The 22,444-nt window shown below is 32.6% G+C and carries 15 protein-coding genes, 2 tRNA genes, 2 rRNA genes and 1 riboswitch; of the genes, 4 read left to right on the top strand and 15 right to left on the bottom strand.

All coding sequences use genetic code 11. The annotated features are described in order from the left end of the window. Positions 1-125: 125 nt before the first annotated feature. From ABXT45_RS00640 to ABXT45_RS00625, 4 genes are all read right to left on the bottom strand, one after another. Positions 126-2,880, bottom strand: a 23S ribosomal RNA gene (locus ABXT45_RS00640). A 149-nt stretch (positions 2,881-3,029) separates the two neighbouring features. Continuing rightward, positions 3,030-3,105 (bottom strand) — tRNA-Ala (locus ABXT45_RS00635). A gap of 11 nt (positions 3,106-3,116) precedes the next feature. Next, a tRNA-Ile gene (locus tag ABXT45_RS00630) sits at positions 3,117-3,193 on the bottom strand. Positions 3,194-3,291: 98 nt separating this feature from the next. Continuing rightward, positions 3,292-4,766 (bottom strand): 16S ribosomal RNA (locus ABXT45_RS00625). Together the 16S and 23S rRNA genes with 2 tRNA genes alongside form the textbook arrangement of a ribosomal RNA operon. A 330-nt stretch (positions 4,767-5,096) precedes the next feature. Here ABXT45_RS00625 and ABXT45_RS00620 point away from each other — a divergent pair. Next, positions 5,097-6,395: a peptidoglycan DD-metalloendopeptidase family protein gene (locus ABXT45_RS00620; RefSeq protein ID WP_415313726.1), complete on the top strand. Its 1,299-nt coding sequence runs from the start codon at positions 5,097-5,099 to the stop codon at positions 6,393-6,395. A 2-nt stretch (positions 6,396-6,397) separates the two neighbouring features. Here the strand turns inward: ABXT45_RS00620 and ABXT45_RS00615 are convergent, their stop codons facing one another. From ABXT45_RS00615 to ABXT45_RS00595, 5 genes are read right to left on the bottom strand one after another with little or no spacing between them, the layout of a single operon-like run. Next, complete coding sequence (locus tag ABXT45_RS00615) at positions 6,398-6,871, bottom strand: DUF4167 domain-containing protein (RefSeq protein WP_415313724.1); 474 nt, start codon at positions 6,869-6,871, stop codon at positions 6,398-6,400. 14 nt (positions 6,872-6,885) lie between these two features. Beyond that, a complete protein-coding gene (prmC, locus tag ABXT45_RS00610) occupies positions 6,886-7,728 on the bottom strand; it encodes a peptide chain release factor N(5)-glutamine methyltransferase (protein ID WP_415313722.1) in 843 nt (280 codons plus the stop codon). Position 7,729: 1 nt separating this feature from the next. Next, complete coding sequence (gene prfA / locus ABXT45_RS00605) at positions 7,730-8,803, bottom strand: peptide chain release factor 1 (RefSeq protein WP_415313720.1); 1,074 nt, start codon at positions 8,801-8,803, stop codon at positions 7,730-7,732. A 5-nt stretch (positions 8,804-8,808) separates the two neighbouring features. Beyond that, entirely contained in the window at positions 8,809-9,909 is a 1,101-nt protein-coding gene (gene ispG, locus ABXT45_RS00600; RefSeq protein ID WP_415313718.1) for a flavodoxin-dependent (E)-4-hydroxy-3-methylbut-2-enyl-diphosphate synthase, read from the bottom strand. A 3-nt stretch (positions 9,910-9,912) separates the two neighbouring features. Next, the gene (locus ABXT45_RS00595) at positions 9,913-11,124 is read right to left on the bottom strand and encodes an aspartate kinase (protein WP_415313717.1); all 1,212 of its coding nucleotides are present in this window, start codon (positions 11,122-11,124) and stop codon (positions 9,913-9,915) included. A 65-nt stretch (positions 11,125-11,189) separates the two neighbouring features. Between ABXT45_RS00595 and ubiG the strand changes: the two genes are divergently transcribed. Then, the gene (gene ubiG / locus ABXT45_RS00590; protein ID WP_415313715.1) at positions 11,190-11,912 is read left to right on the top strand and encodes a bifunctional 2-polyprenyl-6-hydroxyphenol methylase/3-demethylubiquinol 3-O-methyltransferase UbiG; all 723 of its coding nucleotides are present in this window, start codon (positions 11,190-11,192) and stop codon (positions 11,910-11,912) included. Here the strand turns inward: ubiG and ABXT45_RS00585 are convergent. Further along, on the bottom strand, positions 11,909-12,340 hold the full coding sequence (locus ABXT45_RS00585) for a DUF1178 family protein (protein ID WP_415313714.1): 432 nt from the start codon (positions 12,338-12,340) through the stop codon (positions 11,909-11,911). The two genes, ubiG and ABXT45_RS00585, sit on opposite strands and share 4 nt — an antisense overlap. 41 nt (positions 12,341-12,381) lie before the next feature. Next, positions 12,382-13,683, bottom strand: a complete 1,302-nt coding sequence (gene argJ / locus ABXT45_RS00580; protein WP_415313712.1) for a bifunctional glutamate N-acetyltransferase/amino-acid acetyltransferase ArgJ — start codon at positions 13,681-13,683, stop codon at positions 12,382-12,384. A 65-nt stretch (positions 13,684-13,748) separates the two neighbouring features. Between argJ and secA the strand changes: the two genes are divergently transcribed. After that, the gene (gene secA / locus ABXT45_RS00575) at positions 13,749-16,295 is read left to right on the top strand and encodes a preprotein translocase subunit SecA (protein WP_415313710.1); all 2,547 of its coding nucleotides are present in this window, start codon (positions 13,749-13,751) and stop codon (positions 16,293-16,295) included. Here the strand turns inward: secA and ABXT45_RS00570 are convergent. Then, positions 16,290-17,396 (bottom strand): acetyl-CoA carboxylase carboxyltransferase subunit alpha, encoded by a 1,107-nt coding sequence (locus ABXT45_RS00570; protein ID WP_415313708.1) that lies wholly within the window; start codon positions 17,394-17,396, stop codon positions 16,290-16,292. The genes secA and ABXT45_RS00570 overlap by 6 nt on opposite strands. A gap of 91 nt (positions 17,397-17,487) precedes the next feature. Then, positions 17,488-17,575, top strand: a riboswitch (glycine riboswitch). Positions 17,576-17,645: 70 nt separating this feature from the next. Between ABXT45_RS00570 and ABXT45_RS00565 the strand changes: the two genes are divergently transcribed. Next, complete coding sequence (locus ABXT45_RS00565; RefSeq protein WP_415313706.1) at positions 17,646-19,841, top strand: malate synthase G; 2,196 nt, start codon at positions 17,646-17,648, stop codon at positions 19,839-19,841. Here the strand turns inward: ABXT45_RS00565 and recR are convergent. Genes recR through dnaX form a run of 3 tightly spaced genes read right to left on the bottom strand, consistent with a single transcriptional unit; the run spans position 19,828 to position 22,438 of the window. Next, positions 19,828-20,439 carry a recombination mediator RecR gene (gene recR / locus ABXT45_RS00560; RefSeq protein WP_415313705.1) on the bottom strand — a complete coding sequence of 204 codons (612 nt, stop codon included), beginning with the start codon at positions 20,437-20,439 and terminating at the stop codon, positions 19,828-19,830. The genes ABXT45_RS00565 and recR overlap by 14 nt on opposite strands. A 4-nt stretch (positions 20,440-20,443) precedes the next feature. Continuing rightward, positions 20,444-20,761 carry a YbaB/EbfC family nucleoid-associated protein gene (locus ABXT45_RS00555; protein WP_271519748.1) on the bottom strand — a complete coding sequence of 106 codons (318 nt, stop codon included), beginning with the start codon at positions 20,759-20,761 and terminating at the stop codon, positions 20,444-20,446. 3 nt (positions 20,762-20,764) lie between these two features. Continuing rightward, entirely contained in the window at positions 20,765-22,438 is a 1,674-nt protein-coding gene (gene dnaX, locus ABXT45_RS00550) for a DNA polymerase III subunit gamma/tau (protein WP_415313703.1), read from the bottom strand. Between the last annotated feature and the right edge of the window lie 6 nt (positions 22,439-22,444).

The raw sequence follows: 22,444 nt of genomic DNA, 5'->3' as shown, positions 1-22,444 counted from the left end.
ATAACTTTTCATAAAGATGTTATCTATAATCATTCAAGAAGATATCACATTATCTAATTAATGTTAATAAACGAAATTGATATCAATAAATATTTAATCTTATATTAAAAATTTTTTTCAGTGCATAAATCAAGCCAATTGAGCTATTAGTACTGGTCAGCTACACGCATTACTGCGCTTCCACATCCAGCCTATCAACGTGGTGGTCTACCACGGCTCTATAGGAAGAACTAGTTTTGAGGTGAGTTTCCCGCTTAGATGCTTTCAGCAGTTATCTCTTCCATACTTAGCTACCCTGCACTGCGGCTGGCGCCACAACAGGTCCACCAGTGGTATGTTCAACCCGGTCCTCTCGTACTAGGGTCAACTCCTCTCAATTCTTCTACACGCATAGCAGATAGGGACCGAACTGTCTCACGACGTTCTGAACCCAGCTCACGTACCACTTTAATTGGCGAACAGCCAAACCCTTGGGACCTGCTCCAGCCCCAGGATGTGATGAGCCGACATCGAGGTGCCAAACACTGCCGTCGATATGAGCTCTTGGGCAGTATCAGCCTGTTATCCCCGGCGTACCTTTTATCCGTTGAGCGATGCCCCTTCCACTCAGAAGCACCGGATCACTATGACCGACTTTCGTCTCTGCTCGACTTGTCAGTCTCACAGTCAGGCAGGCTTATGCCATTGCACTCTACGAACGATTTCTGACCGTTCTGAGCCTACCTTCGCACGCCTCCGTTACTATTTGGGAGGCGACCGCCCCAGTCAAACTACCCACCATACAATGTCTCGCTGCCGGATGACGGCTAGCGGTTAGATGTCAAGAAAAACAAAAGAGGTATTTCACTGGTGACTCCACAAAAGCTGACGCTTTTGCTTCAAAGTCTCCCTCCTATGCTAAATATGTTTTTCCTAACACCAATGTAAAGTTGCAGTAAAGGTGCACGGGGTCTTTCCGTCTAACTACGCGAACTCCGCATCTTCACGGAGAATTCAATTTCACTGAGTTGATGTTGGAGACAGCGGAGAAATCGTTACGCCATTCATGCAGGTCGGAACTTACCCGACAAGGAATTTCGCTACCTTAGGACCGTTATAGTTACGGCCGCCGTTTACTGGGGCTTCAGAAGTTAGCTTGCACCAACCGCATTAACCTTCCAGCACCGGGCAGGCGTCAGACCCTATACATCCACTTACGTGTTAGCAGAGCCCTGTGTTTTTGATAAACAGTCGCTTCTCCCTGGCTTGTGCCACCCTTCTATAGTTGCCTACAAAAGGGTCTTCCTTATCCCGAAGTTACGGAAGCATTTTGCCGAGTTCCTTCAACATCATTCTCTCAAGCGCCTAAATATACTCTATTAATCTACCTGTGTCGGTTTCGGGTACGGTCTTCATGATGGAGCTATTTCTTGGGACCTCTTCGCGGCAAGTTCAATCCATTAAGAACTCACAACTTACGAAATCCGTCACTTACCATCAGGTCAAGGAATATTAACCTTGTTTCCATCGACTACGGCTTTCGCCCTCGCCTTAGGTGCCGACTAACTCTACGCGGATTAACCTTGCATAGAAACCCTTAGATTTTCGGCGACGAAGTTTTTCACTTCGTTTATCGTTACTTATGTCAGCATTCGCACTTCTGATACCTCCAGGATCCCTCACGGGTATCCCTTCGCAGGCTTACAGAACGTTCCGCTACCCCTTACAAAGTTCGAAAACTTTGCAAAGCCACAGATTCGGTACATGATTTTAGCCCCGTTACATCTTCGGCGCAGAAACTCTATTAGACCGGTGAGCTGTTACGCTATCTTTAAAGGATGGCTGCTTCTAAGCCAACCTCCCGGCTGTTAAGGAATTTCCACATCCTTTCACACTTAATCATGATTTTGGGACCTTATCTGGTGGTCTGGGCTCTTTCCCTCTCGACCATGGACCTTAGCACCCACAGTCTGTCTGCCGAAGAACAATGTCTAGCATTCGGAGTTTTATTAGGTTTGGTAAGAATCTCTTCCCCCTAGCCCATTTAGTGCTCTACCTCTAAACATCTATTTATTCGACGCACTACCTAAATAGTTTTCGCGGAAAACCAGCTATCTACGAATTTGGTTGGCCTTTCACCCCTTACCACAAGTCATCCAAAGACTTTTCAACGTCAACTGGTTCGGTCCTCCGGTTGGTGTTACCCAACTTTCAACCTGCTCATGGTAAGCTCATTCGTTTTCGGGTCTAATTCATTAAACTAATCGCCCTATTAAGACTTGCTTTCGCTGCGCCTACACCTAGATGGCTTAAGCTTGCTTAATAAATTAAGTCACTGACCCATTATACAAAAGGTACGCCCTCACCCTAAAAAGGGCTCGGACTGATTGTAGGCATGCAGTTTCAGGTTCTATTTCACTCCCCTAATAGGGGTTCTTTTCACCTTTCCCTCACGGTACTAGTTCACTATCGGTCACTGAAGAGTATTTAGGCTTAGAGGGTGGTCCCCCTATATTCGAGCAGGATTTCTCGTGTCCCGCTTTACTCAAGAATTTTGTTAGACATTACTCATACGGGACTATCACCCTCTATGGTTAGCATTTCCAAACTATTCAAATTTTTCTAACAAAACTGCTGGCCTACTCCGCGTTCGCTCGCCACTACTAACGGAATCTCAATTGATTTCTTTTCCTCTGGTTACTTAGATGTTTCAGTTCTCCAGGTTGTCTCTTTAAACCTATGTATTCAGTTTAAAGTACCACATAAAGTGGTGGGTTTCCCCATTCGGAAATTTTCGGATCAAAGCTTACATACAGCTCCCCGAAACTTATCGCAGTATATCACGTCCTTCATCGGCTTTCAGTGCCAAGGCATCCACTACACGCCCTTAAACGCTTGATTTATGCACAGAAAAAAATTCTTTTTAAAGAAAATTTATCTATGTTGTGATCAAATTTTTATTTTGAACATTAAATAATAACTTTTAATGTTCGGATATAGATATTGATATAAATTATTTTTATTTACAGTTTTAATAACTAAATGTTTCCTGGTGGAGGATACAGGGATCGAACCTGCTACCTCCTGAATGCAAATCAGGCGCTCTCCCAGATGAGCTAATCCCCCATTTAGGTTTTTGGTGGGCCGAGAAAGACTCGAACTTTCGACCCCACCCTTATCAAGGGTGTGCTCTAACCAACTGAGCTACCGGCCCTACAAGAAGGAAACATTACTTTAAGAAGAGAAATGAGGACGGTCAACATTACCGATGTATATTATTTAGAGTGAAATTTTACTTTCACTCATCCTTAGAAAGGAGGTAATCCAGCCGCAGGTTCCCCTACGGCTACCTTGTTACGACTTCACCCCAGTCGCTGACTATACCGTGGTCAAGGGTTTAAAACCTTGCCTTAAGGTAGAACCAACTCCCATGGTGTGACGGGCGGTGTGTACAAGACCCGGGAACGCATTCACCGTGGCACGCTGATCCACGATTACTAGTAATTCCAGCTTCATGCACTCGAGTTGCAGAGTGCAATCCGAACTGAGGCATCTTTTCGGGATTTGCTTAACGTTGCCGTTTTGCTTCCTGTTGTAGATGCCATTGTAGCACGTGTGTAGCCCAACACGTAAGGGCCATGAGGACTTGACGTCATCCCCACCTTCCTCCAGCTTATCACTGGCAGTTCTTTCAGAGTGCCCAACTTAATGATGGCAACTAAAAGTGAGGGTTGCGCTCGTTGCGGGACTTAACCCAACATCTCACGACACGAGCTGACGACAGCCATGCAGCACCTGTGTTTCGTCCGGCCGAACCGAAAACTCTAATCTCTTAGAGTCGCGACGAACATGTCAAGTGTTGGTAAGGTTCTGCGCGTATCTTCGAATTAAACCACATGCTCCACTACTTGTGCGGGTCCCCGTCAATTCATTTGAGTTTTAACCTTGCGGTCGTACTCCCCAGGCGGTGTGTTTATCGGTTTCCCTGCGACACTGAAAATAAATTTCCAACGTCTAACACACATCGTTTACGGCATGGACTACGAGGGTATCTAATCCTCTTCGCTACCCATGCTTTCGTTCCTCAGTGTCAGTAATGATCCAGAAAGCTGCCTTCGCAATTGGTATTCTTTCTAATATCTACGAATTTCACCTCTACACTAGAAATTCTGCTTTCCTCTATCATACTCTAGCTGAAAAGTTTTGATGGCAGTTCCAGAGTTAAGCTCTGGGATTTCACCACCAACTTTTTCAACCACCTACGAACTCTTTAAGCCCAGTAATTCCGAACTACGCTAGGTCCCTTCGTATTACCGCGGCTGCTGGCACGAAGTTAGCCGGACCTTCTTATTCGGGTACAGTCATTTTCTTCCCCGACGAAAGAGCTTTACAACCCAAAGGCCTTCTTCACTCACGCGGCATCGCTGCATCAGAGTTTCCTCCATTGTGCAAGATTCCCCACTGCTGCCTCCCGTAGGAGTTTGGGCCGTGTCTCAGTCCCAATGTGGCTGATCATCCTCTCAAATCAGCTATTGATCATAGTCTTGGTAGGCCATTACCCTACCAACAAACTAATCAAGTGCGGGCTCATCCAATGGTGCATAAAGCTTTCTCCGTAAAGACTTATCCGGTATTAGCACAAGTTTCCTCGTGTTATTCCAGGCCAAAGGGTAGATACCCACATGTTACTCACCCGTCTGCCACTAAGTATTGCTACTTCGTTCGACTTGCATGTGTTAGGCGTGCCGCCAGCGTACGTTCTGAGCCATGATCAAACTCTCAAGTTAAAAAACGGCGCACACTAGCTTCATATATAAATTGTAAGAATACAATCCATACGATTTTGAAGTGTGTACGACAAATTTTGGTAACCTTAACCGTCCACACTTCTCTTCTTAAATTTTTACTTTTTAAATAGCTAATTGGGTCTAAAACGCCCAATAATCCTCACTAATTTATTGATTAAACAATAATTTTACTGAGAAAGTGTGCTGCTTATAAGCTAAAATAAAAGTAAATCAAGCATTTAGCATTTAAATAAATGCTTAAATATATCAATAAACACAAGGTTTTTTTTGATTTTTAGTCATTACTAAATTAATAATTCAACATTCAAGATGATATTTAGTTCAAAAAAAATAACAAAAATAATAAAAAAAAACATTGAGATTACTTTTCTTTTCTTGTTGTTATTAATAACGATTTCAAGCACCACTATCTATAACAAAAAAAAACTATTAATAGATGAAAATTACAAAAACTTAATAAACAATATTTATTTCAAAAAAAGTATTAATAAAATTTTTGACAATTTAGTTCCAAGATATAAAAATATTGATCATACAATTTCCAATGGTGAAACGTTTGATAAAATTTTAAATAATTATTCAATACCAAATGAGGACATTAATCAGATCAAAAAAAATTTAAATTCAGATTATGATATAAATAATCTTAAACCAAATCTTAAAATAAAAATTATTATTGATCAATCAAACAATAAAAAAATTACTTCTTTTTTATTTCCAATCTCTAGAACAGAAAAAATTCAATTAATAAGGAATCTAGATAATAACCTTTTTGAAAAAAAAATAATTATTACAAATTTAAATAAAAAAATTGTTTTTAAGGAAGGGAAAATTACACAAAGTTTATATAAAACAGCTATTGATTTGAATGTTCAGCCAAACTTGATTATTGAGTTTGCAAGGATTTATGGATTCCAAGTTGATTTTCAAAGAGATATTAGAAAAAATGATAATTTTCAAATCATGTATGAAGTGTTTGAAGATGATGATGGTAAGATATTTGAAACAGGTAATATAATTTTTGCAAATCTAAAGCTAAGTGGGAAAAACAATACATTATATTATTTTGAAAAAAAAGAAAGTAAAGGACACTACGATGAAAATGGTAAGAGTGTTGAGAAAGCATTAATGAAAACTCCTATTAATGGTGCAAGACTTTCTTCTCCTTTTGGAATGAGAAAACACCCTATAGATGGTTTTAACAAAATGCATAAAGGAACTGACTTTGCGGCCCCAATGGGTACTCCTATTATGGCATCTGGAAGTGGACTTATAACAAGAGCAAGATGGTGTGGTGGTGGTGGAAATTGTATTAAAATAAAACATAATTCAACTTATGAAACTATTTATGCCCATATGAAAAATTTTGCTAGAGGAATAAAAGAGGGAATAAGAGTAAAACAGGGTCAGATAATTGGTTATGTAGGATCAACAGGAAAATCTACAGGTCCACATCTGCATTACGAGGTAGTTGTAAATGGAAAAAAAGTTAACTCTCAAAAATTAAAGTTGCCATCTGGCAAGATTCTTAAAGGAAAAGAAAGAAAAATATTTGAGGTAGAAAAAATTAAATTAGATGTTTTAAAATCAGAATTAATTATTGGATAAAATTAACTAGCAGCGATTTTCTTTTCAACCACTTTTTTATCTATACTTTTTACAACCTTTTTAATCTCAGGTTCAGTCACTTCTTTTTTGACCGTTTCATCTTCAGTTTTGATAATTTCTTCAACTTTTTTTTCTAAATCAACTGGCTTAATAGTGCCAGTTGCAGGTGAATTTACTCTAGCCATTCTAAGACTTTCTTGTTCATTTTGAACTCTTGTAAAGTGATCCGCATGTTGAAAATAATTTTCAGATAAAATTTTATCTTCATTGGCTAAGGCTTCTCTTGCTAAATCATTGTATTTTTCAATAAGTTTGACTGCATTATGATTATTTCTACCTGGAACTTTTCTTTGAAAATTATCATTGTTAGAAAATTTTGACCCTTCATTATTACTTCTAAATGGAGGTCTTCTATTATTATTGCTTCTAAATGGAGGTCTTCTATTATTACTATTATTGCTTCTAAATGTTACCATAATTTTTTTTCAATTTAAATTTTAGTGCTGATTATACAGCGATCATTATTGCCATAATCTTTTATGGCTTTGTTAACGTAAAAACCCTCTTCTTTTAATATTTTTATAACTTTATTTTTTTGATTAAAACCTATCTCTAAAATAAATTTACCATTTTTCTTAATCAGAATACTTGCTTTATTAATTACTTTTCTGATTTTTGAAAAACCATCAAACCCACCACTTAAAGCTAACTTTGGCTCAAAATTAACTACATCTTTTTCCAAATATTTTAAACTTAACTGTTCAATATATGGAGGGTTTGAAACAATGATATCATATTTGCCATTATTAAAATTGTCAACACTTGAGTGAAAAAATTTTACTCTGTTAGTTAAGTTTAGTTGTTTTGCGTTAAATTTGCTTACATTTATACTTTTTTTAGAAATATCTATTCCGGTTCCATAAAAATTAAATCTCTCTTTTAGTATGGATAAAAGAATACATCCAGATCCAGTTCCAATATCGAGAACTTGTAATTGTACTTCTTTTGAATAAATTTTTAAAACTTGCTCTATTATTAACTCACTATCAGGTCTTGGAATTAGCACATCTTTATTAACAAAAAATTCATCTTTCCAAAACTCTTTTTTCTTTATTAAGTAGGCAATTGGTTCGCCTTTTTTTCTTCTTTCAATTAAACTTTTAAATTTTCCTAATTGTTCTGAGTTCAAAATTTCTTTAGGATTTAAAATAATATGTTTTTTATCTCTTTTAATTGAGTAAGATAATAATATCTCACTATCAAGTTGAGGATTAGCTATCTTATTTTTTTGGAGGATATTTATTCCTTCATTCAGAATATTTTCTATATTCATTTTAATTAAGATTGCTCAATTTTTCTTCTTGTGCTTGCAGCGTTAAGTTTTCTACCATTTCATCAAAGGCTTCGCCTTCTAAAAAAGCTTCAAGCTTGTGCAAGGTTAGATTGATACGATGGTCTGTTACTCTTCCTTGTGGAAAATTATATGTTCTGATTCTTTCAGAGCGGTCTCCAGTTCCTATTTTGCTTTTTCTATCTTCTGATCTTTCACCTTCTATTCTTGATCTTTCTAATTCATAAAGTCTTGATCTTAAAATTAACATTCCTTTTGCTTTATTTTTGTGTTGTGATTTTTGATCTTGTTGAGATACAGACAGTCCTGTTGGAATATGAGTAATTCTTACAGCGCTATCAGTTGTATTAACAGATTGCCCACCTGGGCCACCAGCTCTAAACACATCAATTCTTAAGTCTGAATCATTTATTTTTATATCAACCTCTTCTGCTTCCGGTAGTACGGCAACTGTTGCTGCAGAAGTATGAACTCTTCCCTGAGTTTCTGTATCTGGAACCCTCTGAACACGATGAACTCCACTTTCATACTTCAAGGTTGAATAAATATTTTTTCCTCTAATTGATGCAATAACTTCTTTAAGTCCTCCTGCCTCACTCTGAGACATGCTTATTAATTCTAATTCCCATTTTTTTTGATGACTAACTTTTTCATACATCTTAAAAAGATCTGCTGCAAATAAGCTTGCCTCTAAACCTCCAGTACCTGCTCTAATTTCTATAATTGCATTTTTTTTATCTGCTTCATCCTTTGGTAATAAAAATAGTTTTAATTTTTTTTCTATGGATTCGTTTTCTAATTTTAAATCTTTTAATTCTACTTCAGCCATTTCTTTAAACTCATTATCACTACTAGAATCACCTAATATTTTCTCTAGTTCTTTTTTTTCTTCCTCATAAGAAAAATATTTTCTAGCATCATCAATTACATCATTTAAATCTGAGTATTCTTTTGATTTTTCGGCAAAAAGTTTTTTATCAACTTCACCTGATGATAATTCTTTCTCCAAAATAGAGTGCTTAGATATTAAATCTTCGATAGTTTTTAGAGGTATCATTATATTTATAATTTTTTATCAAGCTCAGCAGCTTTTTTTTCGACTTCACTTACAACTCTTGATATTATGTCTTCTGATAAAACCTTTTCACTTTGAATACCAGATAAATAAAGCATGTTGCTACCCTTGCCACCTCCAGTTATTCCTATGTCTGTCATTGCAGCTTCTCCAGGTCCATTAACTACACAGCCAATAATTGATAATGTTAAAGGAGTTTTAATGTGAGAAAGTTTATCTTCTAATGTTTTTACTGTATCAATTACTTGAAATGCTTGTCTTGCACATGATGGACAAGATATAATTTTTACACCTCTATTTCTTAAGTTAAGTGACTTTAATATTTCATTACCAATTTTAATTTCTTTAACGGGATCATCAGACAAAGAAATTCTTATAGTATCTCCTATTCCATCCATTAAAAGTGACCCAAGACCTATTGATGACTTAATACTGCCCGATACAAAACCTCCAGCTTCTGTGATCCCTAGATGTAGTGGATAATCTGTAACTTTTGATAGTTGACGATATGCTGCAATAGATAAAAAGATATCTGAAGATTTTACACTTATCTTAAAATTAAAAAAATCTTGATCTTCTAAAATCTTAATATTCCTCTGTGCACTTTCAACTAAAGCTTCTGGACATGGTTCCTTATATTTTTCTAAAATATCTTTTTCAAGAGAGCCAGCGTTAACACCTATTCTAATAGAGCAATCATTATTTTTAGCAGCACTGAGTACATCATGTATTTTTAATTTATCCCCTATGTTGCCTGGATTAATTCTTAAACATTTTGCTCCATTTTCAGCCGCTTCTATTGCTCTTTTATAGTGAAAATGAATATCAGCAATTATTGGAACGGATACATGTTTTGTGATTTCCTTAAGAGCTAATGAGGACTCTTTATCTGGGCACGAAACCCTAACGAGGTCAGCACCCTCTTCATGAATATCATTGATTTGTTTTATTGTGGCCTGAATATCAGTTGTTAAGGTGTTAGTCATAGATTGGACAGAAATAGGATTATCTCCACCTATTTTTACATCACCAACATTTATAACTTTTGTTTTTTTTCTATGAATGTCTCTAAATGGTCTTAAGCTCATAATTTAATCTAACTTAAATTCTTTGTGAAGCACTGCTACTGCTTTTTTTATTTTTTTATTTGAAATTAAAACTGAAATTTTAATTTCAGAAGTTGAAATAACCATTATGTTAATCTTTTTTGACGCCAATGCCTGGAACATTCTATAAGTAATTCCTGGTGTTGTAATCATACCAACACCAATAATAGATACTTTCGAAACATTATTATCGTATGTAAATTTTCTAAATGAAATTTTTTTATTTTGTTTAATTATTTTTTCTGTTTTTTTTAAATCCTCAGATTTAATTGTAAAAGTTAAGTCTGTTTCTTTTCCATTTAAAGAAATATTTTGAACTACCATATCAACATTAATTTGATTAAGTGATAATGGTTTAAAAACAGCAGCTGCTACTCCTGGTCTATCCTTAACACCCACAATCGTAACTTTAGAATCATTTTTTGTAGAGGTAATTCCAGTTATTATTTGATTGCTAAAGGTTTTTTTTGCACCAGTTATTAATGTGCCCTTCTTTTTTTGAAATGAAGATTTAACTGAAAAATTAATGTTATTTAGTTTTGCATCTTGTACAGAAGTAGGTTGCATAACTTTTGCACCCAACGATGCCATCTCTAACATTTCATCGTAGGAAATTTTATGAATTTTTTTAGCTTTCGAATGATTTCTTGGATCTGTAGTATAAACGCCATCTACATCAGTGTAGATATCGCACACATCAGTATTAAAAAATTTTGCCAGCATTATCGCCGATGCATCTGTTCCACCTCTTCCCAGTGTTGTGATCCTATTTTTTAAATTAATACCTTGAAAACCAGTTATGATAGGTATTCCACCGGATTTCATGAAACTAAGTATTTTTCCTTTATTGATTTTGCTAATTTTTGAAGAGCTATAGGGCCCTTCTGTAATAATTGGTAGCTGCCATGACATCCATGATCTAGCTTTAAAACCAAGGTGTTTTAATCTACCGGCAATTAACGCACAAGTCGCTTGCTCTCCTGTTGCTAATAAAACATCATATTCTGCTGCATCAAAGCTATTACTTAATTCTTTAGTTTTTTTTATTAATTCGTTAGTTGTACCACTCATCGCAGATGAAACTACAATAACGCCCATTTTCTTCTTTTTATAAGAGGAAATAATTTTTGCTACGTTCTTTATTCTATCTATGCTTCCAACAGAAGTTCCACCGAACTTTAATACAACAGTTTTCATTGATAATTTTGTAATTTATAATTGATAAAATACATCTTAATTGTTATGTCCACAAGTCATCTATTATGAATTCAATAAATAAAAAAGAAATTGAGAAATTTTCCAAAATTGCTGAAGAATGGTGGGATCCTAATGGTAAATTCAAACCATTACATAATTTTAATCCAATAAGAATTAGATATATAAAAGAAAATATTATCAAAGATTTTAAGATTAGATCGTCTGATAAGCCCTTAAAAAATATTAAATTACTAGATATTGGTTGTGGTGGAGGATTATTATCTGAGCCAATGTGCAGACTAGGAGCAAATGTTGTTGGTATTGATGCATCAAAGAAAAATATTGAAGTTGCAAAATTTCATGCAAAAAAAAATAACCTGCAAATTGATTATAAAGTTGCATCTCCAGAGATGTTAAAAAATAAAACAAGATTTGATGTAATTTTAAACATGGAAATAGTTGAACATGTTAATGATATAGACTTTTTCATTAAAGAAAGTTCAAAATTATTAAAGAAAAATGGAATAATGTTTATTGCAACCCTTAACAAAACATTAAAATCTTATGTATTTGCGATAGTAGGTGCTGAATATATTTTAAAATGGTTGCCAATTGGAACACATGATTGGGAAAAATTTGTTAAACCTAGTGAGCTAATACGCATAAGTAAAAAAAACAATCTATCTCTTAAAAAATTAAATGGAATGAATTTTGATATATTGGATAATAGCTGGAAGGTAACAGGTGATACTTCTGTTAATTATATTACAAAATTTATAAAAAATTAATTCGTATTATTTTTTATCCAAGGTAGTATTTCTGTTTTTATACCCTCTTCATTTAACTCGGTAAGATCTTCTTTTGATGCGGTGCCATAAATACCTTTGGCTCTTTTTTTATTATTATAATGTAGAGACCTTGCCTCATAAGCAAAATTTTCTCCAACATATTCAAAATTTTTTGCTATAAATTCTTGATATTTAGAAATTGTTTTTTTGATTTCTCTATATTTTTCACTAGATGAATTGATAACTCTCAAATTGTTTTTAGACGTGCTTACACTAGGAGACATCAAAGCTTTCCCAACATTTAAGGAATTACAAAAATGACAATTTAAGAATTTTTTCTTTTTAAGTTTTTCATATTCCTTAGACGATGAAAACCAACTATCAAAAGTAGTTTCGCAATCTTTACATATGAGCTTGTATTTAATCATGAGTTACAGTTAATAATTAATAAAGTTAATTCAATATCAAATTAGCTTCTATAATCGGCGTTAATCTCAATATATTTTTTTGTTAAATCCATTGTGTAGGCAGTAAAACTTTTTGTACCCATATTTAAATCTACTGAAATATCTATTGATTTATCTTTCATATAATTAGCTACTTCATTTTCTTTGTAATTTTTAAAAATTTTTCCATTTTCTATAATTTTTATACCACCAAAGCTTATTGATAATTTTTTTAAATCTATTTTCACTCCAGATTTACCTATAGCCATTACTATTCTACCCCAATTTGGATCTTCTCCTGCAATGGCTGTTTTAACAAGATTTGAATTCGCAATAGAAAAAGCTATTACTCTTGCTTCTTTCTCATTTTTTGACTTAGCTATATTGATTGTAATAAATTTAGTAGCTCCCTCACCATCCTTAACTACTCTTTTTGATAAATTTAATAGTACCGAATGCAAAGCTTTATCAAAACTAAATATTTTTTTATCGTTAATATTTTTAATGATTGAATTTTTTACTTTTCCTGTTGAAAAAATAGAAACCATATCATTTGTACTAGTGTCGCCATCGCAAGTAATTGCATTGAAGGTTGTATTGATATTTTTTTTTAATAGTTTGCTTAAAATATCATTTGTAAGATCTGCATCTGTGAAAACATAACCTAATGTTGTTGCCATGTTTGGAAAAATCATTCCTGACCCTTTAGCAATTCCATAAATCTTAACATTTTTATTTCCTATTTGGCATTCCTCCATGGCAATTTTTGGCTGCAGATCTGTTGTCATTATACCTAATGCAGCTTTCATCCAGATAAATTTATTTTGCGTATATTTAATTTCTTTGATTAGTCCTGGAATATTTCTTTTAATTTTTTCAGTTGGATATTTTTCCCCTATTGTTCCCGTACATCCAAAAAGAACTTCATTTGATGATATCTTTTTTGGAAAGTCCTCATCTTCAGTTTGTTTTTTTGTTAACTGTAATGCTGCTTCTTCTGCTATCTCTTTTAAACCCCTGTACCCATCTAGTCCCGTAAATGCGTTAGCATTTCTAGTGTTAACAATTAGAGAGCTTATTTTTTTATTTTTTATATTTAAATTCCATTTAATATTCTCTGAAACTATTTTTGATTGTGTATAAACGGAGGCATAGTTTGCTCCATCTCTAAAATAAAACATAACCAAGTCATCTCTAGGTTTATTGTATAAATTTGCACAAATAGTGGATATTGAAACTCCATCTAAATGTTCTAAATCTTGAAAGTCACTATTTTTTGACTTTAAATTTAGAGAGTTTATAAAGTTTTTAACGTTTATTGGCATGTATTTAAAATATTTATTTAATATTTATATTAAAAGTTATAATTAATTATATACCAGAAAATTAGATGCTTAATCCCTTAAATTTTATCACAAAGTTCATTAAATCTAGCAATCAAAAAGAGCTCGATAGAATTAACAAAATAGTTGTAAAAGTTAACTCCTTGGAGGCTACTGTTAAAAACCTTCATGATGAAGACTTTCCCAACAAAACTATAGAATTGAAAGATAGACTCAATAAGGGTGAAAATCTAGATGCCCTATTGCCTGAGGCTTTTGCACTTGTAAGAGAGGCTTCTAAGAGAACAAGAAATGAAAGGCATCATGATGTTCAAATACTTGGGGGCGTTGTTCTTCACGAAGGAAAAATTGCTGAAATGAGAACTGGTGAAGGTAAAACTTTAACAATAAGTCTTGCGGCCTACTTAAATGCTTTGTCTGAAAAAGGCGTTCATATAGTTACTGTAAATGACTATCTTGCAAAAAGAGATTCTCAGGAAATGGGGGGGATATATAAATTTTTAGGATTAAGTTTTGGTTTTATAAACAATGACCAGGATGATCTTGAAAGAAAAAGAAATTATAATTTTGATATTACATATGCAACTAATAGTGAACTAGGGTTTGATTATCTTAGAGATAATATGAAATTTTCAAAGGAACAAATGGTTCAAAGAAGTCACATTTATACTATTGTTGATGAAATAGATTCTTGTTTAATTGATGAAGCCAGAACTCCACTTGTAATTTCAGGAGCCGCTGAAGACAAAACAGAACAATATCTTGCTATTGACAAACTTATAAAAAGACTACTACCAGAGCATTATGAGATCGATGAAAAAGATAAAAATATATTACTTACTAATGAAGGAATAAATAAAGTAGAAAAAATATTCTCTGATGCAGGAATCCTAAAAAATAATAACTTTTATGATCCTGAAAACTTAAGTTTAGTTCATCATGTAAATCAATCTTTAAGAGCTCATCACTTATTTGAAAAAGGAAGAGATTATATTGTAAAAGATGGAGCATTAAAAATTATTGATGAACTTACAGGCAGAATATTAGAAGGAAGAAGATTTGGAGATGGATTACATCAAGCCCTTGAAGCTAAAGAAAGAATAGATGTTCAAGCTGAAAATCAAACTCTGGCATCAATAACTTATCAAAATTATTTTAAACTCTATAATAAAATTTCTGGATGTACTGGGACTGCAGCAACTGAATCTCAGGAGTTTTATGAAATATACAACTTAATTGTAGTTATCATTCCTACAAATAAAGAAATGATTAGAAAAGATTGGAATGATCAAATTTTTAGAACCGAAGAAGAAAAAAATAAAGCTATTATTGAAAAAGTTCTTGAATGTCATAAGCAAAGTCAGCCAATATTAATTTTTACTTCTAGCATCAATAAATCAGAAATTTATTCAAAACTATTAAATGATGAAAAAATTAAACATGTAGTTTTAAATGCAAAAAATCATGAAAATGAGGCTGAAATCATTGCAAATGCTGGAAAAATGAATTCAGTTATAATCACAACAAGTATCTCGGGAAGAGGTGTTGATATTCAATTGGGTGGGAAAAAAGGAAGTCAACCTGATGATGAGCTTTTAGAAAATAAAAACAAAATAAAATCACTTGGTGGGCTATTTGTTATTGGTACTGAAAGAATGGAATCTAGAAGAGTTGATAACCAAGCGAGAGGAAGAGCTGGTAGACAAGGTGACGAAGGAAGTTCAATTTTTTATGTTAGTTTAGAAGATGATCTAATGAGAATTTTTGGTTCTGAGTCTATGAATAATATTCTTCAAAAACTAGGTCTAAAAGATGGGGAAAGTATTGATCACCCCTGGATTAATAAGGCACTTGAGAGAGCACAACAGAAAGTTGAGGCCAGAAACTTTGATATAAGAAAAAATTTATTAAAATTTGATGACGTTTTAAATGACCAAAGACATGTAATATTCTCTCAAAGAAATGGCGTAATGAATAGTGAAAAAGTTTTTGATTATTCGGATGAATTCCTATCTGAAATTATCAGTCATTTGATCACTTTAAAAACACAAAAACTATCAACAGCTAAAAATAATGAATTTAATAATCAACTAAAAACATTACTAGGAAAAAGTGTTGATGATAATGAATTCAAAAGTGTCACTGAATTAAGAGATGAAGAGTTTAAAAATAAAATTAATTCTAAATTTTTAGAAGCAAGAAATGAAAGAATTAAAATGTTGGATGAAGAAAAAGCAAAAGAAGTCGAAAAAAGAATTTTTCTTCAGTGCATAGATTTAAACTGGAAGTCACATATTCAATATCTCGAACAACTGAGACAAGTTATTGGCTTAAGATCTTATGGTCAAAGAGATCCATTAGTTGAGTATAAAAAAGAAGCTTTTTTTCTTTTTGAAAGCCTATTGAATAAATTAAAAATGGATTTTGTTACGATTTTAATCAATTTAAAAATGGTTCAAGAACCTACTCAAGAAAAAGAGTCTCCTGAAACAACCCAAATTGACCCAAAATATATTGGGAAAAAAATAAGTAGAAATGAACCCTGTCCATGTGGCTCTGGGAAAAAATATAAAAAATGCTGTGGTGCTTTATAAAGAAAATACTAAATAGCCCAATAAAACTATTAATCCAATTGCAGCTACTAAATTTAACTTAGATTGAAAGAAATTTTTAACAAACATATTAACCTTGTTTTCTTTCATGCTAAGTGTGCTTAAATCATCTAATTGATTTACGAATCCTTTAGATCTTCCAATAGTCAAAAATTTATTTTTTCTATGATTAAAAATTTCTTCTCCACTCATATTTAAAAATTCACTCAAATTTTTTTCAATTGATTTTCTTACGTTATCTAATATTAGGTCTCTATCTCTATGAGCGCCACCAATTGGCTCTGGAATAATTTCATCAATTACTTTTAGTTCTAAGAGGTCTTTCGAAGATAATTTCATGGCTTTTGCTGCCTCTAAAGTTCTTTTGGGGTCTCTCCATAAAATAGTGGCACAGCCCTCTGGAGATATTACTGAGTAAATTGCATTTTCTAACATGATTACTTTGTTAGACGAAGCAAGTGCTATTGCACCTCCTGATCCCCCTTCTCCAATAACAATTGCAAGAGTTGGGACATTTAACGACATACAGCACTCAATTGATTTAGCAATTGCCTCTGCTTGCCCTCTCTCTTCTGCGCCTACGCCAGGATATGCTCCAGGTGTATCTATAAAAGAAATTATTGGAATATTAAATTTGTTGGCTAATTTCATTAATCTAATTGTTTTTCTATAACCCTCAGGCCTCATCATTCCAAAATTTCTTTCAATTCTACTTTCAAGGCTATCTCCTTTTTCTTGGCCAATAACTAAAACTGATTTCTCATTAAATTTTGCAAATCCTGCTAATACTGACTTATCTTCTCCATAAAATCTATCTCCTGATAATGGAATAAAATCCTTAAATAAATTATCAATAAAAAATTTTGCTTTAGGCCTATCTTCATGTCTTGCAACTAGAGTAGTTTGCCAAGGGTCTAAATTAGAATAAATTTCTTGCAGCTTATTATCTATTTCTTTTTGAGATTCAGAAATTTTTTTTGTGTCTACTTCTGAAAGACCATCTTGATTATAAGGGTCTTTAAGTTTTTCTATTTCTAACTCTAAATTTTTAATATCTATTTCAAAATTTAAATAATTTTTCATGTAATTTTTTAATTATTAATTAATTAAGAAAAAAGGCAATAAAATGTTTTAAATAATTTATATTTGACATAATTCTATTAAGAGATATTCTAAATATATATTGGGAGAGACTATTAAATAATAGCGCCGAAGGAGCAACCACCCCGGAAACTCTCAGGCAAAAGGACCAATAACAAACATAACACTCTGGAAAGAGATTTATCTCGCCGATGGAGCAAAACTCTCAGGCAAAAATACAGATGGGGTAAAATGGGTGCTATGAGAGAACAATATACAAAAATACACAATCTATCAGTTTCTAATAAATTACTTAACTTCATTAATGAGGAATTGCTTAAAGATACAAATATTTCTTCAGAAAAATTCTGGGAAGGCTTTGACAAAGTAGTTCATGAATTGGCTCCAAAAAATAAAAACCTATTAAAAGTAAGAGAAGATTTACAAAAAAAAATAGACAATTGGCACATTGCCAATAAAGGCAATGAAATAAACTTAGAGGAATATAAAAAATTTTTAAAAGAAATTGATTATCTAAAAGAAGTAGGTCCAGATTTTAAAATCAAAACAAATAACGTTGATGAAGAAATAACTAGTATTGCTGGGCCACAATTAGTAGTTCCAATCATGAATGAAAGATATGCACTGAATGCTGCTAATGCTAGATGGATGAGTTTATATGACAGTTTGTATGGCACAGATATAATTGAACAATCTGAAGATAGTGCCACTCAAAGATATGATCCTTTAAGAGGGGAAATGGTTATAAAATATGGAAGAGACTTTTTAGAAAAATATTTTCCTCTAGAAGATTTTGAATGGCATAATATTACAGGGTTTAAAATTGATAATGGCTCTTTAACAGTATTAAAAGATGGTAATAAAACATCTTTAAAAAATAAAGATAAATTTATTGGTCATAGAGGAGAGGCCAATGATCCGTCAGCAATAATTTTAAAAAATAATAATCTTCATATAGAAATAATTATAGACCCAAAAGCTTTTAGCGCTCAACAAGATCCTGCTAAAATTAGTGATATTATTGTTGAGGCTGCAGTTTCAACTATTTGTGATAATGAAGATAGTGTTGCTGCAGTAGATGCTGATGACAAAGTTATTTGTTATCGCAATTGGCTTGGACTTATGAAAGGTGATTTGAAATCAATCTTTGAAAAAAATGGAAAGACTTATGAGCGTAAATTAAATCCTGACAGAAGTTATATTTCTAAAGGTGGAAAAGGATTAAAGCTACATGGAAGGAGTTTGTTATTGGTAAGAAATGTTGGACACCTTATGACTAACTCAGCAATCACTTTAAAAGATGGTTCTGAAATACCAGAAGGTATTATGGATGCCTTTATAACTTCAGCAGCTTGCCTTCATGATATTAAAAAAAAGGGTAATTCTAGAAGTGGTTCCATTTATATTGTTAAACCAAAAATGCATGGTCCTGACGAAACTTCATTTACAGATTTAATTTTTACTAAAGTTGAAGAAGTTTTAGGATTGGGAAAATACACATGTAAAATTGGAATTATGGATGAAGAGAGAAGAACCTCTTCTAATTTAAAAGAGTGTATTAGAACACTTCAAAATAGAGTATTTTTTATTAATACTGGTTTTTTAGATCGAACTGGTGATGAAATGCATACTTCAATGGAAGCTGGTCCTATGATTAAAAAAGGAGATATGAAATCTTCTAAATGGATTGGAGCATATGAAAATAATAACGTAGACGTAGGTCTTCAATGTGGTCTTTCTGGTAAGGCTCAAATTGGCAAAGGGATGTGGGCTATGCCTGACAAAATGAAAGAGATGATGGAACAAAAAACTGGTCATCTAAATGCTGGTGCAAATTGTGCTTGGGTTCCCTCACCTACAGCGGCAGCTCTTCATGCCCTTCATTATCATGAAATAAATATTTTTGAGAAACAAAAAGAAATTCAAAAAAGAGAATCTGCAAAACTGGATGACCTGTTAACAATTCCTGTGGCAGATAGGCCAAACTGGTCAATGAAAGAAATTAACTCTGAAATTTCCAATTCTGCACAAACTCTTTTAGGGTATGTCGTCAGATGGATAGATCATGGAGTTGGCTGTTCAAAAGTACCTGATATTAATAATGTTGGTTTAATGGAGGATAGAGCCACTTTAAGAATTTCTTCTCAACATATAGCTAATTGGATACATCACGATATTTGTACAAAATCACAAGTTATGGAAGTAATGAAAAAAATGGCAAAAATTGTTGATGATCAAAATAAAAATGATGGTGCATATACTCGCTCTGGAAGAGGAAGCTACGAGATGATGTCTGAAAATTTTGAACAATCAATTGCTTTTAAGACAGCTTGTGATTTAATCTTTAAAGGTAAAGAGCAACCTTCGGGTTACACAGAACCGTTATTACATCTAAATCGATTATTAAAGAAATCTAGTCAGAATTAGTTTTAATTCCAGTTCTGTTTTTAAAAGCTGAATATAAAGTTCCATCATCGAGACTTTCTATTTCACCACCAACAGGAAGTCCTTGAGCAAGTTTTGTAACCTTAGTAGAAGTTTTTTTTAAACTATCCTCTATGTAATAAGCTGTAGTTTGACCTTCTACTGTTGCACTTGTTGCTAGTATAACTTCTTCAATATTTTCTCTTAAAACTCTTTCTACCAATGAATTAATCAAAAGATCTTCTTTTCTCTGGCCAGCAGAAGAAATAGTGCCACCAAGAATATGAAAGTAGCCTTTATAGATATTTGAATTTTCAATTGACCATTGATCCGCAATGTCTTCAACTACACATATTTTATTATATTTTTCTTTTGAATTTTCACAATTGTTACAGCCTAATGAATTAGATTTTAAAGTACCACAAGATTGACACCTAATAACATTTTTATAAACTTGCGCCAGAGTGTTTGCCATTGGCTTTACAAGTTCATCCCTATTATTAATAAGTTTTAATACAATTCTTTTTGCAGATTTAGGACCTAAGCCAGGGAGTTTAGAAATTAATTTAATTAATTCTTCTATCTCATTAATATTTTGCATATTCTTAAAGTGGCCATTTAAAACCAGGAATACCAAATCCACTTGTAGACTTAGAAATTTCTTCAGATGTCTTGGATTTCAATTCTGATTTTGCATTATTATGGGCAGCCACTATCAAATCTTCGATTATAATCTTATTTTCCTTTAATATTTCGTCTGAAAGGTCAATTTTGATCATTTCATTTTCACCATTTAAAGTGACCTTTACAGAATTTGAACCAGACGTTCCTTCTACCTGAATGTTTTTTATTTTTTCTTGGCTCTCTTTCATTTTAGCCTCTAATTCTTTTGCCTTATCTAAAATTTTTGTAAAATCAGTCATTCTTTAATCTTCTTTTATAGGTTTAACATCAATGAGTTCTGCGTCAGGAAAATTTTTTAAAATATCTTTATAAATTGAAGAATTTTTTACACTTTCTATCAAATCTTTTTTTTGGTTAATTTCTTCTTCTTTTTTAGATGGCTGTCCTTTGGTTTTGCTTAGACTTATAATCCATCTTTCATTGGTCCATTCAAAAAGTTTTGTTGAAATATCTTTAATAAAATCTTTATCTAAATCTTCATTAAATGATATTTCAATTCTTTTGTTTTCAAAACTTACAAGGTTAACATTTTTTTCTAATTCATATTTTAATTTAATCTCTTTTTTAGAAGAGCATGCTTTTAATAGATCATCAAATGAATTTATAAGACTGGTATTTGTTTCAATGTTATTATTTTCATTTTCTTTGATATCTTTTTCTTGAACAATAATTTTCATTTGCCCTATTGTTTCTGCTTTATCTTTTATTCCAAATATATCTTCATTTGTTTTTTTTGGTGAAAAAGATGTTTGATTTTCACTTTCAGCTATTGGTCTACTATCTTTGTTATAATCATCACTATCTTGTTTAATGCCTTTTAAATGAATTAGTCTAATTAAAAACATTTCCATTGATAAATGTTGATTAGAAACAATATCAAGCTCCTCAAGTGTTTTAATAGTAAATTGCCAAAATAATATTAAGGTTTCATTGTTAACTTTTTCCGAAAGATATTTAATTTTATTAAACTCTTCATCATTCAATAAAAAATTATTACCATCTAAATTTAGTGACTCGATATTTTTAAAATAATACAAGAGTTCTAAAAAATCATTAATAAAAATTTTTGGTTCAACACCCTGGTTATATATTTCTCTATAAGTGTTGAGAACTTCAGTTTCTTTACCCTCAAATATCAATTCAAATAAATCAATTAATTGAGACTTATCAAAATAACCAAATATCTTTTGTGCTGCTGCAAGATCTAATTCTTTGTCTTTATCCAAAGTAAGTAGAGCCCTATCAAGTAACGATAGCGCATCTCTAACTGAACCCTCTGAAATTTTAACAATTAATTTAAGAGCATCATCTGATGCGTTGCCATTTTCTTTTTCTTTAATTTTCTTAATAAAATCAAACAACTCTAAAGATTTAATTCTAGATAAATCAAATCTTTGACAACGTGAGACCACTGTAATTGGAATTTTTTTTATTTCTGTTGTTGCAAAGATAAATTTTAAATATTCTGGAGGCTCCTCTAAAGTTTTTAACAATGCATTGAATGCTTGTTTGCTAAGCATGTGCACTTCATCAATTATAAATATCTTATATTTAGCAGTAGTTGGGCCATATCTAGAAAATTCAATAAGGTCTCTTATATCGTCTACTCCTGTTTTACTTGCTGCATCCATTTCCAATACATCAATATGATTTGAGTTAGAAATTGCATTACAATTTTCACAAAGTTCTTCTTTACACAAGTTATCTATTCCATTTGAACAATTTAAAGATTTTGCAACAATCCTTGCTGTAGTAGTTTTCCCTATTCCTCTAATTCCAGTAAAAAGATAGGCATTTGGCACTTTATTAGCTTTAATAGAATTAGAAATTGTTTCCGCAACAACATCTTGCCCTATAAGATCATTAAATGTCTGAGGTCTATACTTTAAAGCTAAAACTTTTGTATTTTTATTCATTTTATT

It is taken from the genome of Candidatus Pelagibacter sp. Uisw_106 (assembly GCF_047724975.1).
Taxonomy (GTDB): domain Bacteria; phylum Pseudomonadota; class Alphaproteobacteria; order Pelagibacterales; family Pelagibacteraceae; genus Pelagibacter.
Note: the sequence above shows the minus strand (reverse complement) of the source record. Positions and strands in the feature narration are given on the sequence as shown.